Here is a 17,216-nt window from a genome sequence, read left to right on the forward strand (position 1 = left end):
CGTCCGGCCCGCCGGCGCCCGTCACCGTACGGGTGCCGGCGGGCTACGGCCGCCCGGGCCGAGCGGCTAGCATCGCGCTTCCCTCCCCGGGACACGAACACCCACTGCCGATTGGCGGCCGTACCATGAACGACCTCCACGCCGGCTCGGCGCCCGCGCTGCGGCGACTGCTGGACCTGCTCGCCTCCGGCGCCGCCACCGAGGACTTCGCCGACGTGCTGGCCGACGCGCGCCGGCGGGGCGCGCCGGCCGACGTGCTGGGCGAGATCGACGACGCGACCTGGCAGGCGCTGCGGGTCCACCGGACCCTGCGCCAGCACCGCCGCCGCGAGGCCGAGTTGACCGCCCTCTTCGACACCGCCGGCGACCTCGCCGCCTCCCGCGACCTCGACGCCGTACTGCAGGCGATCGTCCGCCGGGCCCGGATGCTGCTGGGCACCGACACCGCCTACCTCACCCTCCCGGACGAGGCCGCCGGCGACACCTACATGCGGGTCACCGACGGCTCGGTCTCGGTCCTCTTCCAGACCCTGCGGCTCAGCCTCGGCGACGGCCTCGGCGGCCTGGTCGCGCAGCGCGCCCGCCCGTACGCCACCCCCGACTACCGCTCCGACGACCGCTTCCACCACACCGACGTCATCGACGCGGGCGTGGTCGAGGAGGGCCTGGTGGCGATCATCGGTGTCCCGCTGCTGCTCGGCGGCCGGGTGATCGGGGTGCTGTTCGCCGCCGACCGCTCGCCCCGCGCGTTCTCCCCGGACGAGGTCGCGCTGCTCTGCACCCTGGCCGCGCACGCCGCGATCGCGCTGGACACCGCCAAGGCGCTCGCCGACACCCGGGCCGCGCTCGCCGAGCTGAACAGCGCCAACGAACTGATCCGCGCCCACTCCGCCGCCGTCCAGCGCGCCGAACGGGGCCACGACCGGCTCACCGACCTGGTCCTGCGCGGGGCCGAGGTGCCGGACGTCGCCGCCGCCGTGGCCGCCCTGCTCGGCGGCGGGATCGCCGTACTGGACGCCGAGGGCGAACCGCTCGCCGGACGGGCCGCCGCACCCGGCGCCGGGCCAGCCGAGACGGTGGCGGCGTCCCGGGCCGAGGGGCGCGCGGTGCGCCACGGCGGGGCCTGGGTGTGCGCGGTGCTGGCCGGGCAGGAGCAGCTCGGCACGCTGGTGCTGCGCGGCCGGCCGGACCTCGACGACGCCGACCGCCGGCTGTTCGAACGGGCCGGCGTGGTCACCGCGCTGCTCCTGCTGCTGCGGCGGTCGGTCGCCGAGACGGAGAACCGGGTCCGCGGCGAGCTGCTGGCCGACCTGCTCACCGCTCCCGACCGGGATCCGGCCGGGCTGACCGCGCGGGGGCGCCGGCTAGGTGTCGACCTCGGCCGGCCGCACCTGGTGCTGGTCGCCGAGCCGGGGCGCGGCGGGGGTGGTGGGGGCGCCGGGAGCAGCGGGAGCGGGGCCGGTGGGGTCGGCAGTGCGGCTGGGGCCGCCGGAGGGCCGGCCGCCGTTCGCTCGCGGCTGGCGGGGGCGGCCGGGCGGTACCTGTTCGGCGCCCGGGGGATCAGTGCCGAGCACGGCGGGGCGGTGGTGCTGCTGGTCCCGGACGGGGGCGGTGGCGGGGCGGAGACTCCTGCCGGGGGCGGAGGCCGTACCGGGGACGGGGATCCGGTCGGAGCCGGGGATCCGGTCGCGGCCCGGGCACCGCTCGACGCGGCGGGCGGAGGTGCGGGAGGCGGAAGTACGACGGGCGGAAGTGCGGGCGGAGGTGCGGCCGGGGACGTCGCCCAGCGGGCGGCGGAACAGGCCGCCGAGCGGCTCGCCCGGCTGGCGGGTTTCCCGGTCACGGTGGGCGCCGGCCGCCCCGCCGTCGGGCCGGTCGCGCTGGCCGGCGCGTACGCCGAGGGGCTGCGCTGCGTCCGGGCGCTGCGGGTGCTCGGCCGGGACGGGGAGGGCGCCTCGGCGGGTTCGCTCGGCTTCCTCGGGGTACTGCTCGGCGACGGCCACGACGTCTCCGGCTTCGTCGGCGCGACGCTGGGACCGCTGCTGGACTACGACGCCCGTCGCGGCACCGAGCTGGTCCGCACCCTGCGCGCGTACTTCGACTGCGGCGGCAGCCTCACCCGGGCCAAGGACGAGCTGCACGTCCATGTGAACACCGTCGTCCAGCGGCTGGACCGGGTCGAGGTACTGCTGGGCCGGGACTGGAACGGTCCCGAACGCGCGCTGGAACTCCAGCTGGCCCTGCGGCTGCAGCTGCTGTCGGGGGCCTGAGCGGGCACCTGGACGGTCCGTACGGGCCGGGGCGTACAGTGGCGAGGTTGGTCTCGAACGCCTGGCAAGGAGCAGCAGCGGTGAGCGAGAACGTTCGGTTCGTCCGGATGGGCACAGGCGAGGGTGCCGTCCCGTACCAGGAGGCCTGGGAGGAGCAGCAGCGGCTGCACGCCCTCCGGGTCGCCGACGAGATCCCCGACACGGTGCTGCTGCTGGAGCACCAGCCCGTGTACACGATGGGCAAGCGCACCAATCCGGCGGACCTGCCGCTGGACGGCACCCCGGTGGTCGAGGTGAACCGGGGCGGCGAGATCACCTGGCACGGCCCCGGCCAGCTGGTCGGCTACCCGATCGTGAAGCTGCCCGACCCGATCGACGTGATCGCGTACGTGCGGCGGCTGGAGGAGGCCCTGATCCGGGCCTGCGGCGCGTTCGGCGTCGGGACCACCCGGGTCGAGGGCCGCAGCGGCGTCTGGGTGCTGGGCGGGGACATCCCGGACGCGGTGGTGGACCCCTCGCAGGTGGTGGACATCGGCAAGCTCACCCTGCGGATGGGCCTGCCGCTGGGCATCGACCCGCGACTGGCCGGTCCGGAGTACGCGCCGTCCAACGCGGGGCAGCGCGGCGACGACCGCAAGCTGGCCGCGATCGGCGTCCGGGTCGCGCGCGGGGTGACCATGCACGGCTTCGCGCTGAACTGCGATCCGGACATGACCTGGTTCGACCGGATCGTGCCGTGCGGCATCCGCGACGCCGGGGTCGCCTCGCTGGCCGGCGAGCTCGGGCGGGCCCTCCCCGTCACCGAGGCGCTGCCGCTGGTCGAGAAGCACCTGGCCGAGGTGCTCGCCGAGCTGCCGGAGCCGGCGGCCGGGCGCTGAGCCCGGGGGCCGGGTGCGCGCGTCCGCGTTCGTACCCGGGCCCGATCCCGCACCCGGGAATCTACTTGCCGGTAGCCCTGTTGCCCTGCGATTGCGGGGTCCCGGCCCCGGCGAAGGCCGTACAAGCACAGGCGTACCCTGGGGGTACCCCGTCTAGTTCTAGGAGTCGCACGTGTCCGCTGTCGCGCCCGACGGCAGGAAGCTGCTCCGCCTGGAGGTCCGCAACAGCGAGACCCCCATCGAGCGGAAGCCCGAGTGGATCAAGACCCGCGCGAAGATGGGGCCGGAGTACAACGCCCTCCAGTCGCTGGTGAAGAAGGAAGGGCTGCACACGGTCTGCCAGGAGGCCGGCTGCCCCAACATCTTCGAGTGCTGGGAGGACCGCGAGGCGACCTTCCTCATCGGCGGTGACCAGTGCACCCGCCGCTGCGACTTCTGCCAGATCGACACCGGCAAGCCCGCCGAATTCGACCGGGACGAGCCCCGCCGCGTCGCCGAGTCCATCGTCACCATGGACCTCAACTACGCCACCATCACCGGCGTCGCCCGCGACGACCTGCCGGACGGCGGCTCCTGGCTGTACGCGGAGACCGTGCGCCAGGTGCACGCGCTGACCGCCGGCCGCGAGACCGGGCGCACCGGCGTCGAGCTGCTGATCCCGGACTTCAACGCGGTGCCCGAGCAGCTGGCCGAGGTCTTCTCCTCGCGCCCCGAGGTGCTGGCGCACAACGTCGAGACCGTGCCGCGGATCTTCAAGCGGATCCGCCCGGCGTTCCGCTACGAGCGCTCGCTGGACGTCATCACCCAGGCGCGCGAGGCCGGGCTGGTCACCAAGTCCAACCTGATCCTGGGCATGGGCGAGACCCGCGAGGAGGTCAGCCAGGCGCTGGCCGACCTGGTCGGGGCCGGCTGCGAGCTGATCACCATCACCCAGTACCTGCGGCCGTCGCTGCGCCACCACCCGGTGGAGCGGTGGGTCAAGCCGCACGAGTTCGTCGAGCTGCAGCAGGAGGCCGAGGAGCTCGGCTTCGCCGGGGTCATGTCCGGCCCGCTGGTCCGCTCCTCGTACCGCGCCGGGCGGCTGTACCGGCAGGCGCTGGAGCACCGCGAGCGCCAGAGCGGGACGGCCGCCCCGGCCGCGGCGGCCCCGGTCGCGGCGGTCTGACGGGCAGCGGCGACGGTTTCACGCCATCGGAGGGGCGGGGCTTCGGCTCCGCCCCTTTCGCTTCACCGGACTTTGACTGCCTGGTCACGGACTGGTAACACGGAGTGGGGATGATGACGTCTCCATGAGTGTTCGATTTTTCTCAGCCGCACCTCCGAGCGCGACCGCACCTCCGCGCGCACCCGGTCACGGGTCCGCCCGCGCGTCCGCCCGGTCCGAGGGGAGCTGTTTCGGCATGCGGGTCGATTTCCGGATGGAACTCCGGTCGGTGGGCACCGCGCTCCGGCTGGCCGAGAGCGTGCTGCTGGCGGGCGGCCAGCGCCAGGCGCGGCGGAACGCCTGGGCCGCCGTCTGCGAGAACCGCAGGCACGCGGCGGCGCGGGAGCTCGACGGCGGACCGGCGGGCGGGCCGGTGGGCGGGCCGGCGGGCGCCCCTGCGGGCGGGCCGGCGAAGGCCGCGCGCCGCTGACGGCGGCGGGGCGTCCGGCGGGGCGTCCCGCGGAGCGCCCGGCGTAGCGGAAGAGGACACCTCGGGGGTACTCCAGGGGTTCTTCAGCGGCACTCCGGGGGCTGTTCCGGAGCACTCCGGGGGCCGACACACCGGGCGGAACAGGGACACCCGGGTCACGGTTCGGGGCGAACGGGTACCCGGGCTTGGATATCCCGTACCCGCGCCACGTACCATGAGCGTTATGGCGAGGGAAACATCCGAGAACCCCGGGCGACTGAAGCAGATCCGCCTGGCATACACCATGACCAAGAAGGTCGACACCAAGATCGGCCTGATCATCGCCGGCGTCGGCCTGCTGACCTTCGGCGTGTTCCTGGCCATCGGTTTCGCGATCGAGCACCCCGTCTACCTGGGCATCCTGGGCTTCATCGTGGCCTTCCTGGCCATGGCGATCGTCTTCGGGCGCCGGGCGGAGCGTGCGGCGTTCGGGCAGATGGAGGGGCAGCCGGGCGCCGTTGCCGCTGTGCTGAACAACATCAAGCGAGGCTGGAGCGCGAACTCCACGCCGGTGGCCGTCACCCGCAGCCAGGACGCGGTCTACCGCGCCGTCGGCCGGGCCGGCATCGCGCTGATCGGTGAGGGCAACCCGAACCGGGTCCGCCAGCTGCTGGCGTCCGAGAAGAAGAAGATGGCCCGGGTCGTCGGCGACGGTGTGCCGGTGCACGACATCGTGGTGGGCGACGGCAAGGACGAGGTCCCGCTCAAGAAGCTGCAGATCCACCTGATGCGTCTGCCGCGCGCCATCACGCCCGCCCAGGTCACCGAGACCAACGACCGGCTGCGCGCCCTGGGCGACCTGCTCTCCAAGGCCCCCATCCCCAAGGGCCCGATGCCCAAGGGCGCCCGAATGCCCAAGGGCGGCCAGGCTCGCTGAGCCCCTCCCCCGTCGACACCGGAACGGCCCCGCCGCGGAACCTCCGCAGCGGGGCCGTTCGGCGTTCCGGCGCTCCGGCGCGGTGTTCGCACCGGTCCGGACGGGCTCAGATCGGGCCCGGGCTCAGATCCGCACCTCGACGGTGCCGACCGCCTTGTCGTGCAGCCCCCGGGTGTCGCGGTCCCAGACCAGGGCCGGCACGACGAGGAAGAGCAGCGCCGTCCGCAGCAGTACCTGCGGGATGGTCGCCCGGCCGCCGTCGAGCCGGACCACCCGCAGGCCGAACAGCCGCTTGCCGAAGGTCGTCCCGGTGGTCGCGAGCAGCAGCACGATGACGGCGAAGAGCAGCGGGGTGGTCCACATGTTCGCCGAGCCCGCGGAGCCGTTGCCGAGCAGCCCGTAGGCGACGATGGCGACCAGCCAGCCGTCGACGAACAGGGCACCCAGCCGGCGGCCCGGGCCGGCGAGCGAGCCGGAACCCTCCTTGGGCAGTCCGAGGCGCTCACCGCGGTAGCCGAAGTCGGCACCCATCTTCTCGGCGGCCGCCTTCGGGCCGTCGATCCACGATCCCAACGCTTCTCTGGTGTCCACGAATCCACATTAACCGGGCGAACACCGGGGACGGCCACCGCCTCCCCGACCCGCGCCGGACGGCCCGTCGCCCGGCACCCCGGCCGCCCGCCACCGGAGAGTGAATCGGCCACTGCGGGCTTTCCCCCGACCCTCCCCAGTGGTCCAGACCACTTCACCGCCCCCACCTGGCCCGGCAAGGCGTTTTGTCCAGGACCGTACGACTTTGCCGCCCGCACGACGGCGGCGGTTAACATTCAGGAAACGACTGGGTCACCGGCCGGAAACGGCCCATTCCTAGGGTGAGCCCCATTCGCTACGCCGAGGAGGATGGATGTTCAACAACGCCGCCGAAGTGAAGCAGTTCATCCAGGACAACGACGTGAAGTTCGTCGATGTCCGCTTCTGCGACCTGCCAGGCGTTCTGCAGCACTTCTCCGTACCCGCGGCGACGTTCGACCCGTCCGAGATCCTGATGTTCGACGGCTCGTCGATCCGCGGCTTCCAGGCAATCCACGAGTCCGACATGGCCCTGGTCCCCGACCTCGCCACCGCCCGGCTCGACCCGTTCCGCCAGGAGAAGCACCTCAACATCAACTTCTTCATCCAGGACCCGGTGACCGGCGAGGCCTACAGCCGCGACCCGCGCAACGTCGCCAAGAAGGCCGAGGCCTACCTCGCCTCCTCGGGCATCGCGGACACCGCGTTCTTCGGTCCCGAGGCCGAGTTCTACGTCTTCGACTCGGTCCGGTTCGACACCAGCGCCAACGCCTCGTACTACCACATCGACTCCGAGGCCGGCGCCTGGAACTCCGGCTCCACCGAGGGCGACGTCCGCGGCTACAAGGTCAAGTACAAGGGCGGCTACTTCCCCGTCCCGCCGGTCGACCACTTCGCCGACCTGCGCGCCGAGATGTCCCTGGAACTCGCCAAGGCGGGCCTGGAGGTCGAACGCCAGCACCACGAGGTCGGCACGGCCGGCCAGGCGGAGATCAACTACAAGTTCAACACCCTGCTGCACGCCGCCGACGACCTGATGCTGTTCAAGTACATCATCAAGAACGTCGCCTGGCGGGCCGGCAAGACGGCCACCTTCATGCCGAAGCCGATCTTCGGCGACAACGGCTCGGGCATGCACGTCCACCAGTCCCTGTGGACCGAGGGCGTGCCGCTCTTCTACGACGAGCAGGGCTACGCCGGACTCTCCGACACCGCCCGCTACTACATCGGCGGCCTGCTCAAGCACGCGCCGTCGCTGCTCGCCTTCACCAACCCGTCGGTGAACTCCTACCACCGCCTGGTCCCCGGCTTCGAGGCCCCGGTCAACCTGGTCTACTCCCAGCGCAACCGCTCCGCCGCGATCCGGATCCCGATCACGGGCTCCAACGCCAAGGCCAAGCGCATCGAGTTCCGCGCCCCCGACCCCTCCTCCAACCCCTACCTCGCCTTCGCCGCCATGCTGATGGCAGGCCTGGACGGCATCAAGAACAAGATCGAGCCCCTGGAGCCGGTCGACAAGGACCTCTACGAGCTGGCTCCCGAGGAGCACGCCAACGTCCCCCAGGTCCCGTCCTCCCTCCCCGCCGTCCTGGAGGCCCTCGAAGCCGACCACGAGTACCTCCTCGCGGGCAACGTCTTCACCCCGGACCTCATCGAGACCTGGATCGACTTCAAGCGCACCAACGAGATCGCCCCCATCGCCCTCCGCCCCCACCCGCACGAGTTCGAGCTCTACTACGACCTGTAGAGCGGCCCGCACCGGCCACTCGCAGGGGCCGTCGCACTCTCACGGAGTGCGACGGCCCCCGCTCCCGTTTCCGCCTCACCCTTTCGACTGACGGTTCATCAGAAACCTGTCCGGCGCGACCCGAGGGGCCGGTAGCGTCCTGCCTGAGCTGCCTTGCGGGAGTGCGGCCCGCGTCGTGCCGTCAGGGCGGACGGCGCTCCGGCCCGTGCGGCTGCGACCGTTCTGAGCTGCGACCTTCGACGGGGTGGACCGGTGCAGTGCGAACCGGGTTCCTTGATCACGACCGCCGACGAGGGAGCGCTCGCCGGCCTGCTGTCGACCCTGGCGGGCGTTCTCAGCGGCTTCGCGTTCAGCAGCATCGTGGTGCTGCTGGTGACGGGGCTGGACAGCGGCTCCGGGGCGAACAGGGTCCTCCGGGCATGTGGACGGGCGCTCGTCTCCTCCTTCGTCGGGCTGACGACGATGAGCCTGCTGTAAGCGGCCCTCGCCGGGTCGTCGGACAACTGTGATCCACAACCAGCACGAGTCGGTCATCCGGGCGTGGTCAGCCGGTGGGGCCGGTGCGGGGGAGGCGGCGGACGGCGGGGGTGGCGAAGAGGGCTGCGCAGCCGGTCAGGCAGGCGGCGGCCGACAGGAGGAGCAGGTGGTCCGGGGAGGCCAGGGCGGCGGCCTGGCCGGCCAGTAGTTGGCCGAGCGAGATGCCGGACACCGAACCCGCCAGCTCGTAGGCGGAGACGCGGTTGAGCACGGCGGGCGGGGTGTGGGTCTGCACGCTGGTCGCCCACATCACCGACCAGAACGCCAGGGCGGCGCCGCCGAGGACGTGGCCCGCCAGGAGAAGTGGCAGTCCCGCGTCCAGGGCCACGGAGAGCGGCAGCGCGGTGTACAGGACCATGGCCGCCGTGCCCGCGGCCAGTGGGCGGGCCGGGCGCAGTCGCAGGGCCACCAGGCCGCCGAGCACGGTTCCGGCGCCGAGGAAGGAGACCGCCAGGCCGTAGGCGTTCGGGCCGAGCCGGTCGGCGACCAGCGCCGAACCCAGTGGTACCAGCGGGCCGAAGAGCAGGATGCCGAAGACCATCCAGACCAGGATCACCGCCCACATCCAGGTACGGGCGCGGAACTCCCGCCAGCCCCGGAGCAGTTCCTGGCGGAGCGGACCGCCGGTGCGGGCGGTGGGAGCAGTGCGGGCGGTGGGCCGGACGAGGGCCAGGCAGAGGGCGCTGAGCAGGAAGGTGCCGCTGTCGATCGCGTACACCGCCCCGGCGCCGGTCAGCGCGATCAGCAGTCCCGCCAGGGCCGGGCCGAGCAGTTGGGCGAGGGCGTCGGCCACCTTGAGGGTCGCGTTCGCCCGCTGCGGGTCGGCCGCGACCAGCGGGACCATCCCGTTCACGCCCGGGAGGAACATCGCGACGGCCGCACCGGCCACCGCCGCCATGGTCACCAGCAGCCAGAACGGCGGCCGTCCGGCGAAGAAGGCGGCCGCCAGCACGCCCTGGGTGAGCACCCGGACGAGATCGGCGGCGACCATCGTCCGGCGGGCGCCGATCCGGTCCGTGAGCACCCCGCCGAACAGCACCAGGAGCACGAACGTCCCGGTCCAGGTGCCGAGGACGAGGCCGGCCCCGGAGACGCCGTACAGCGCGCCGACCGCGAGCGCGGCGGCCACGGGCATCATCGCGTCGCCGAGCAGGGAGACCGCGCGGGCGGTGAAGTAGAGGGTGAAGGGTGCGGTCCACAACGGGATCCGGCCGTCCCGGGGTCCGGGGCGGGAGTGCGGGGCAGGCGGGGTGTGCGTCTCGGCGGTGGTCACAGCAGCGATAGTGGTTCAGACCAATCGTGCTGTCCCAGTGTCCCGAACGACATGATGGGGTACTTTCCCGCCATGACGCCGCGTCCGCTCCCGGGCTCACCGGGGCCGCACCGGGTGGTGGCCCTGCTGCTGCCGCCGCAGGACACCTTCCCGCTGGCCTGCGCCTCCGAGGTGTTCGGCGACCACGGCCCGGCCGTGCCCGTCCGCTACGCGTTCGGGGTCTGCACCGAGCACCCCGGTCCGGTCCGTACCCGGGCCGGCTACGACCTCCTGGTCGCCGCCGGGCTGGACGCGCTGGAGGCCGCCGACACGGTGCTCGTGCCCGGCTGGCAGCACCCGGCCGGAACGGAGGTGCCGTCGGCGGTGGTCGACGCGGTCGTCCGGGCGCACCGGCGCGGCGCACGGGTCGTCGGCCTCTGCTCGGGCGCCTTCGTGCTCGCCGCCGCCGGGCTGCTGGACGGCCGCCGGGCCGCGACCCACTGGGCCCGGGCCGCCGAGCTGGCCGCCCGGTTCCCGCGGGTCCGGGTCGACCCCGGGGTGCTCTACGTGGACCACGGCGACGTCGCCACCAGCGCCGGCGCCGCGGCCGGAGCGGACCTCTGCCTGCACCTGGTGCGCGAGGACCACGGCGCCGCGCACGCCCTGCGGATCGCCCGGCAGATGGTGATGCCGCCGCACCGCGAGGGCTGCCAGCTGCAGTACGCCGAACTGCCCGCCCCCGCGCCGTCCGCCGACTCGCTGGCCCCGCTGCTGGAGTGGCTGAACGGACGGCTGGACCGGCCGGTGAGCGTCGCCGAGATGGCCGTCCGCTCCCAGGTGTCGGCCCGGACGCTGACCCGGCGCTTCACCGAACAGCTGGGCATCAGCCCCGGGCGCTGGCTGCTGGACCGGCGGATCGCCGCCACCCGGGCCCTTTTGGAGGAGACCGACCTGCCGGTGGAGACCATCGCGCACCGGGTCGGCCTCTCCTCCGCCGTCAACCTGCGCCGCCGCTTCCACGAGGCGCTGCGCACCACGCCCGCCGCCTACCGGCGCGCCTTCCGGGCGAAGCGGACAGGGGGAACCGGCAGCGGGAGTTGAGGGCGGTCAGGCCGTGGCCGTGGTGAGGAGGGCGGTGATGCGGGCCTCGGTGGCGGGGGTGAGGGCGGTGAGGGCGAAGGTGGTCGGCCACATGCTGCCGTCGTCGAGGTTGGCCACGTCGCTGAAGCCGAGGGTCGCGTAGCGGGACTTGAACTTCTGGGCGCACTGGAAGAAGCAGAGGACCTTGCCGTCCTTGGCGTAGGCGGGCATGCCGTACCAGAGCTTGGGGGTGAGGGCGGGGGCGGCGGCCCGGACGAGGGCGTGGACGCGTTCGGCGAGGGCGCGGTCGGCCGGCTCCATCTCGGCGATCTTGGCGAGCACTTCCTGCTCGGCGTCGGCCTTGGCGGTGCGCGGGTTGCGGCGGGCCGCGGCCTTGAGCTCCTTGGCGTGCTCCTTCATGGCCGCGCGCTCGTCCTCGGTGAAGCCGTCGAAGGGCTGGGTGGGGGTCTTGGAGGTGGTGGTCCTCGAAGCGGTGGCGGTCATGGTGGGCTCCTCGGTGGGGCTGGTGGGGCGGGACTGTTCCATGGTGGCGCGACCGCGCCGGGGAAGGCTTCTCAAGAACTGACCGTTTCGTCGAGCCAGCGGCCGTCGCGCATCAGCTCGCGGCCGGCCAGCTCGTTCTCCTCCCGCCAGGCCTGGACGCGGCGGGGCGTGATCAGGAACCAGCCGTACCGGACGGCCGAGGCCCTCGGGTCGAAGCCGGTGCGGGCGGCGAAGCGGTCCGCCCGCTCGCGCGGGAGGGCGTCGAGGCCCAGGGCCTCGACCTCGCCCTCGATCATGCAGACGTCCCGGGTGTGGCCGAGTGCCAGCCGGACGGTGCCGACGGCGGCGAGGTTGCGGCCGGTCGGGCTGCCGACCGGGGTGGCGAGCAGCAGGGCTCCGCCGTCCCGGTCGAGGTCGAAGGAGAGCGGGACGAGGTGGGGCACGCCGTCCGGCGAGGCCGTGGCCACCCAGACGTCGACGTCCTCGGCGAGGCGCTGTTCGATGTCCTGGCGGCGCTCGGCGAGGGTGCGCGGTCCGGTCATGGTCTCTCACTCCTGTGCTCGTCGGCGGCGTTGGTCACAGCCTCCCCCGGGCGGGACGGGGGCCGCATCCGTGGTGACCACGGAACGGACCACGGAGTCGACCCGCATAATGACGCGGTGCCGACTCCTGTGATCTCGCCCCGCGAAGCCGATGTGCTCGCGCTGCTCGGCGAACACCTCAGCAATGCCGAGATCGCCGCTCGGCTGTTCATCTCCGTGCGCACCGTCGAGTCCCACACCTCTTCGCTGCTGCGCAAGTTGGCGCTGCCGGACCGGCGGGCACTGTCCCGGCGGGCGGTCGAACTCGCCCGTGCCGAGCGGCCCCGGCCGGCCCCCGCGCTGCCCGCTCCACTGACGGCCTTCGTAGGACGGGAGCGTGAACGGGCCGCGCTGGCAGCGCTGTTGGCGGACCATCGGCAGGTCACGGCGGTCGGGCCCGGTGGAGTGGGCAAGACCAGGCTGGCGCTGGCGGTGGCGGCCGGGGCGGCCGACGGGTTCGCCGACGGGGTGTGGTTCGTCGACCTGGCCCCGGTCACCGGTCCGGACCGGGTGGCGGCGGCCGTCGCGGCCGTCCTGGGGGTCGGCGAGCAGCCCGGGCAGGGGCTCGACGAAGCGGTGTGCGCCGCACTGGCCGAACGCCGGGCGCTCCTGGTGCTGGACAACTGCGAGCAGGTCAGGGACGGTGTCGCGCCTTTCCTGGAACGGCTGTTGGCGGCCTGCCCGCAGGTGCGGGTGCTGGCGACGAGCCGGGCCCGGCTGCTGGTGCCCTTCGAACGGGTCTTCCCCGTACCACCGTTGTCCCGGGACGGCGGCGGCACGTCGGAGGCGGTCGCGCTGTTCCTCGAACGGGCCACCGCGGCGGCCGGGGCCGCCCCGGATCCGGCGCTCCGGGACGGGATCGCGGCCGTCTGCGAGCGGCTCGACGGGATGGCGCTGGCGATCGAGCTGGCGGCCGCCCGCTGGCCGACGCTCGGGCTGGACGGACTCCGGGCCGGACTGTCGGACCAGTTGCGGATCCTGGCGGGCGGCCCGCGCGCGGACGAGCGGCACCGCTCGGTGCGGGCGGTCCTGGACTGGAGCCACGACCTGCTGGAGCCCGCCGACCGCGCGCTGCTGCGACGGGTGTCGGCGTTCGTGCTGCCGTTCACGGCCGGGGCGGCGGTCGCGGTGGCGGGCTTCGCCCCGCTCGACCCGGGCGCCGTCGCCGACGGTCTCGGCCGGCTCGCCGAGCAGAGCCTGCTCACCGTCGTCCCGTCCGCGCACGGCACCCGCTACCGGGCGCAGGAGACGATCCGGCAGTACGGCGCCGAACTGCTGGACGGGGCCGAGGAGTCGGCGCGGACCCGGGGGCGCCACCTCGACTGGTGCCTGAGCGGCGCGGAGGGACTCGCGCGGGCGGCGGACGAGGAACGGCAGCTGCGGGAGGGCGACTGGCAGGCCGGGTTCGACGCGCTTGCCGAGGAGCTGCGGACCGCGCTGGCCTGGGCCGCCGAACGCCCCGATCGGCGGCCCGACGCCCGCCGCCTCGCGCTCGGGCTCGCCGGGCTGGCCTTCGACCGCCATCTGCTCGGCGAGGCCCAGCAGCGGCTCGAACAGGCCGCCGCCCTCGCCACCGCCCTCGCCGACGGCTCCCCCACCGACGCCGTAGACGCCACCGACGCCGCAGACGCGCTGCGGGAGGCCGCCCGGGTGGCCGGGTGCCGACGCCTCGGCGACGACATGTACCGCCTCCACCGCGCCGCCGCGGCGGCCGCGCTCGACGCCGGGGACCCGGCCGGGGCCGCCCGCGACCTGGCGACCGCCGCCACCGTCGCCCACCGCTTCTCCAGCACGTTCGCGCGCCTTCCCGCCGCCGCGGAAGTGACCGCCCTGCTGGCGCGGGCCCGGGAACTGTCCGACGGCTCCGCCACCGCCTCGGCCGCCCTCGCCCTCGCCGAGGCGGCCGTGCTCGCGGACGCCTACGGCTCCGTCCAGGGCAGCCCGGACAACACGGCCCGGGAGACGGTCGGGTACGCCGAGCGGGCCGTCGACCTCGCCCGGCGCGCGGGCGACCCGGTGGCCGAGTCCGCCGCCCTGGACGCCCTCTCCGGTGCGCACAGCTGGGCCGGGGAGCCGTTCGCGGCCGCTGCGGCCGCCCGCCGCCGGGTCGAGCTGCTGGCCCTGGCGCCGCGCACCCCGGCGACCGCGCACGAACAGGTGGACGCGCTCGCGATGGCCGCCGCGACCGCGATCGGCGTCGGCGAACTGGACCGGGCCCGGCAGTGGGGGCGCCGGCTCGCCGGGCATCCGCTGACGGCCGAGGTGGGGCACCACGCCACGTCCTGGCTGCTGGTCGCGGACGCGTTCGCCGGGCAGGAGGAGGACGTGCTCGCGGGTGGGGCACGGTTCCTCGAAGCCTGGGAGCAGGGCGGGCGGCCGCGTTCGTTCTCGCTCGGCCCGGCCGCCGCGGCGGTCGCCATGGTCCACGGGCTGCGAGGTGACGACGGCGCCCGGGCCTCCTGGCTGGCCGTCGCCGGCCGGGCGGGCACCGAGGAGGAGCACCGCCACGGTTACGGCGCGGTGTTCGACGCCACGGTGCTGCTCGACCGGGGGGAGGCGGGGGCCGCGCTGGAGCGGATCTCACCCGCCCCGGAGGAGGTGTGGAAGTGGGTGTCCTGGGTCTGGCTGCACTGGTACGCGGCGGTGCGGGTCGAGGCCTCGGTGCTCAGCGGCCACCCGGAGGCGCGCGAGCGGCTCGCCGAGGCCCGCGCCGCGATCGCGGGCAACCCCGTCGCCGCGGCCCAACTCGACCGGGCGCAGGCGCTCCTGGACGGCGACCCGGCCCGGGTGCGGGCCTCGGCCGCCGCCTTCGCCTCGGCCGGGAGCCGCTACCAGTCCGCCCGCAGCCTCCGGCTCGCCGACGCGGCCGGGGGCGGCTGAGGAGCCGGGGACGCGGCCCCGGGAATCGGCTCAGCGGGTGGTCACCGGAAGCGATTCGTAGCCGCGGAGGACGAGGCGGTCACGGCGGACCGGGATGCCGGCGGGAGCCAGCCGGGGGAAGCGGTCCAGCAGCGCCGGGACGGCGATGTCCGCCTCCAGCCGGGCGAGTTGGCTGCCCAGGCAGAAGTGCTGGCCGCCGCCGAAGCTGAGCGGCTGGCTGTCGGTGCGGGTCGGGTCGAAGCGGTCCGGACGGGTGTAGCGGGCCGGGTCGCGATTGGCCGCGCCCAGCATCACCAGCACCACGGTGCCGGTGGGCGTGGGCAGGCCGGCCACCGTGAGGTCGGGGGCGGTGGAGATCCGGGAGGTGAGCTGGACCGGGGAGTCGTAGCGCAGCACCTCGTCCGTGAACAGCGAGGGGTCGAGCCCGCCGGTGCGCAGGCCCTCGGCGGCACCGGGGTGGCGGAAGAGCAGGGTGAGGCCGTTGCCGAGGAGGTTGGTGGTGGTCTCGAAGCCGGCGACCAGGAGGAGGACGAGGTTGCCCAGCAGTTCCTCGCCGGAGATCCGGTCCGGCGAGTCGGCCGCGATCCGGGCCAGGTCGCTGACCAGGTCGCCGGTCGGCCTGGCCAGTCGCTCGGCCGCCAACTCCGCGAAGTAGGAATCCAGTTCCTCCGCAGCGGTGTCGGCCGCGGCCAGTTCGCCGAGGTCCTGGACCAGCTCCAGCGCGATGGTGAGGTCCGAGGCGAGCCTCCGGAAGCGGTGGCGGTCGACGGCGGGGACGCCGAGCAGTTCGCAGATCACCTCGACCGGGAGGCGGAAGGCGAAGGCGTCCATGAAGTCGACGGGCGAGCCGTCGGCGCCCCCGTCGTCCAGTTCGTCGAGCAGCCGGGCGACCGTCTTCTCGATCGCCGGGCGCAGGGCCGCGACCCGGCGGGCGTTGAAGGCCGAGGCGACGAGCGAGCGGACCCGGCCGTGGTCGGGGGCGTTGCGCTGGAGGACCGAGTGGCCGAGCAGCACGACGGAGGGGTGGGCCAGCAGGTCCGCGTTGTCGGCGGTGAGGGTCCTGGTGTCCTCCACGGCGAAGGCGGGGTTGCGCAGCACCTGGTTGGCGGCGGTGTGCCCGGCCACGAGGACCGCCGCGGGGCCGGCCGGGGCGGCGGCTCCCAGCTCGTGCGCCCGCGCGTAGAGCGGGTAGGGGTCGAAGCGCCCCTCCGTAGTCATGAGACGTTCGATGATCGACGCACCGTCCATGCGGGATTCCCCTCCCGTAGATCCAACGACGCTACGGACAACTGTCGGTGGACGGAGGGGAGTTCCCGCGACGGGCGACGGAGGCGGCCGCGGGGTCCGGCAGCACGCGTCGGGGGCGGCGAACGGCGGGCGGCCAAGGGCGGGCGGCGCGGGGGCGGGGCGGGGTCGGCCCCGGTCGGTAGGGTAGTGGGATGGAGATCTGGATCAACCCGCGCTGCGGGAAGTGCCGCAGCGCACTGAACGAGCTGACCGGTGCGGGCGCCGAGTTCACTGTGCGGCGCTACCTGGAGGACCCGCCGAGCGTCGCCGAGCTGGAGCAGGTGCTGGTGCGGCTGGGCCTGGAGCCGTGGGACATCGTCCGGATCGAGGAGCCCGTCGCCAAGGACCTGGGCATGAGGCAGTGGGGCCGGGAGGCCGGCGACCGGGCCGGCTGGCTCGCGGCGATGGCCGAGCACCCGATCCTGATCCAGCGCCCGATCATCACCGCGGACGACGGGCACGCCGTGGTGGCGCGCACGCCGGAGGCGGTCAGGTCCGTCCTGCCGTAGGGACGGCCGCCGGTACCGGCCCGGGGGTACCGGCCCGGCGCTACCGGCGGTGCCGCCGGCCGGTGTCAGCGGCGCTCGAAGCTCCGCACCGGCTCGCCCGGCCGCCAGGAGCTGATCCGCACCGCGTCCCCCACGACGGTGGTGTGCACGACCTGCTCCAGCTCCAGCCGGAAGGCGTCGTACGGGCCGGGCGGCGGCTCCGGGAGCTCGGCCTCGTAGGCGGCGCGCTCCGCCTCGTCGATGAGCTCCACGGCCCGGCCGGACAGCTTGGAGTCGCCGTCCGCCAGCGTCTCGTCGCTCGGGTTGCTGTGCAGCGCGAAGCGGGCGTCGCGGCGGAGGTCCCGTACCTTCATCGCGTCGCGCATCGAGCCGAGTACGACGTCCGCCCCGAAGAAGCCCACCTCGATTCCGCTCACCCGGGGTGAACCGTCGCTGCGCAGCGTCGCCAGGACGTGGTGCTTGTTCGCCTCGAAACGGGCCCGCACGGCAGGCGCCAGGTCCGGCGCCTGCTGCTCGAAATCCTGCCAGGTAGCCATGCCGTCAGTGTGGCACCGGCCACGGCCGACCGCCG

Annotated in this window: 16 protein-coding genes; 10 read left to right on the plus strand and 6 right to left on the minus strand. The window is 74.2% G+C overall.

Going from position 1 to position 17,216, the window contains the following annotated elements:
* Positions 1–125: 125 nt before the first annotated feature.
* The 5 genes from OG715_RS13690 to OG715_RS13710 all read left to right on the plus strand — a co-directional run bounded on the left by OG715_RS13690 (position 126) and on the right by OG715_RS13710 (position 5,698).
* Positions 126–2,270, plus strand: a complete 2,145-nt coding sequence (locus OG715_RS13690) for a helix-turn-helix domain-containing protein (RefSeq protein ID WP_266268974.1) — start codon at positions 126–128, stop codon at positions 2,268–2,270.
* 107 nt (positions 2,271–2,377) lie between these two features.
* The gene (lipB, locus tag OG715_RS13695) at positions 2,378–3,148 is read left to right on the plus strand and encodes a lipoyl(octanoyl) transferase LipB (RefSeq protein ID WP_380512126.1); all 771 of its coding nucleotides are present in this window, start codon (positions 2,378–2,380) and stop codon (positions 3,146–3,148) included.
* A 172-nt stretch (positions 3,149–3,320) separates the two neighbouring features.
* Entirely contained in the window at positions 3,321–4,313 is a 993-nt protein-coding gene (locus tag OG715_RS13700; RefSeq protein WP_266268976.1) for a lipoyl synthase, read from the plus strand.
* Between the two features lie 235 nt (positions 4,314–4,548).
* The gene (locus OG715_RS13705) at positions 4,549–4,782 is read left to right on the plus strand and encodes a hypothetical protein (protein WP_266268977.1); all 234 of its coding nucleotides are present in this window, start codon (positions 4,549–4,551) and stop codon (positions 4,780–4,782) included.
* Between the two features lie 223 nt (positions 4,783–5,005).
* Entirely contained in the window at positions 5,006–5,698 is a 693-nt protein-coding gene (locus OG715_RS13710) for a DUF4191 domain-containing protein (protein WP_266268978.1), read from the plus strand.
* A gap of 123 nt (positions 5,699–5,821) precedes the next feature.
* Here OG715_RS13710 and OG715_RS13715 read toward each other — a convergent pair whose 3' ends face one another.
* Complete coding sequence (locus OG715_RS13715; RefSeq protein ID WP_266268979.1) at positions 5,822–6,289, minus strand: RDD family protein; 468 nt, start codon at positions 6,287–6,289, stop codon at positions 5,822–5,824.
* A 313-nt stretch (positions 6,290–6,602) separates the two neighbouring features.
* On the opposite strand from OG715_RS13715, the gene glnA reads away from it, so the two are divergent.
* Together glnA and OG715_RS13725 are read left to right on the plus strand one after the other, a co-directional pair.
* On the plus strand, positions 6,603–8,015 hold the full coding sequence (gene glnA, locus OG715_RS13720) for a type I glutamate--ammonia ligase (protein WP_266268981.1): 1,413 nt from the start codon (positions 6,603–6,605) through the stop codon (positions 8,013–8,015).
* A 273-nt stretch (positions 8,016–8,288) separates the two neighbouring features.
* Positions 8,289–8,492 (plus strand): hypothetical protein, encoded by a 204-nt coding sequence (locus OG715_RS13725; RefSeq protein ID WP_266268982.1) that lies wholly within the window; start codon positions 8,289–8,291, stop codon positions 8,490–8,492.
* A 67-nt stretch (positions 8,493–8,559) separates the two neighbouring features.
* Here OG715_RS13725 and OG715_RS13730 read toward each other — a convergent pair whose 3' ends face one another.
* On the minus strand, positions 8,560–9,825 hold the full coding sequence (locus OG715_RS13730) for an MFS transporter (protein ID WP_266268983.1): 1,266 nt from the start codon (positions 9,823–9,825) through the stop codon (positions 8,560–8,562).
* Positions 9,826–9,897: 72 nt separating this feature from the next.
* On the opposite strand from OG715_RS13730, the gene OG715_RS13735 reads away from it, so the two are divergent.
* A complete protein-coding gene (locus tag OG715_RS13735; protein WP_266268984.1) occupies positions 9,898–10,905 on the plus strand; it encodes a GlxA family transcriptional regulator in 1,008 nt (335 codons plus the stop codon).
* Positions 10,906–10,911: 6 nt separating this feature from the next.
* Here OG715_RS13735 and OG715_RS13740 read toward each other — a convergent pair whose 3' ends face one another.
* Together OG715_RS13740 and OG715_RS13745 are read right to left on the minus strand one after the other, a co-directional pair.
* Positions 10,912–11,388 (minus strand): DUF1801 domain-containing protein, encoded by a 477-nt coding sequence (locus OG715_RS13740; protein WP_266268986.1) that lies wholly within the window; start codon positions 11,386–11,388, stop codon positions 10,912–10,914.
* A gap of 71 nt (positions 11,389–11,459) precedes the next feature.
* Positions 11,460–11,930: a pyridoxamine 5'-phosphate oxidase family protein gene (locus tag OG715_RS13745; protein ID WP_266268987.1), complete on the minus strand. Its 471-nt coding sequence runs from the start codon at positions 11,928–11,930 to the stop codon at positions 11,460–11,462.
* 117 nt (positions 11,931–12,047) lie between these two features.
* On the opposite strand from OG715_RS13745, the gene OG715_RS13750 reads away from it, so the two are divergent.
* Positions 12,048–14,849, plus strand: a complete 2,802-nt coding sequence (locus tag OG715_RS13750) for an ATP-binding protein (RefSeq protein WP_266268988.1) — start codon at positions 12,048–12,050, stop codon at positions 14,847–14,849.
* 30 nt (positions 14,850–14,879) lie between these two features.
* Here the strand turns inward: OG715_RS13750 and OG715_RS13755 are convergent, their stop codons facing one another.
* Entirely contained in the window at positions 14,880–16,067 is a 1,188-nt protein-coding gene (locus tag OG715_RS13755; RefSeq protein WP_266268989.1) for a cytochrome P450, read from the minus strand.
* Positions 16,068–16,288: 221 nt separating this feature from the next.
* On the opposite strand from OG715_RS13755, the gene OG715_RS13760 reads away from it, so the two are divergent.
* Entirely contained in the window at positions 16,289–16,645 is a 357-nt protein-coding gene (locus tag OG715_RS13760; RefSeq protein WP_266268990.1) for an arsenate reductase family protein, read from the plus strand.
* A 65-nt stretch (positions 16,646–16,710) separates the two neighbouring features.
* On the opposite strand, the gene OG715_RS13765 is transcribed toward OG715_RS13760, so the two are convergent.
* Positions 16,711–17,181, minus strand: coding sequence for a pyridoxamine 5'-phosphate oxidase family protein (locus OG715_RS13765; protein WP_266268991.1), 471 nt, complete (start codon positions 17,179–17,181; stop codon positions 16,711–16,713).
* Between the last annotated feature and the right edge of the window lie 35 nt (positions 17,182–17,216).

It is taken from the genome of Kitasatospora purpeofusca (assembly GCF_036010405.1).
GTDB lineage: Bacteria > Actinomycetota > Actinomycetes > Streptomycetales > Streptomycetaceae > Kitasatospora > Kitasatospora purpeofusca.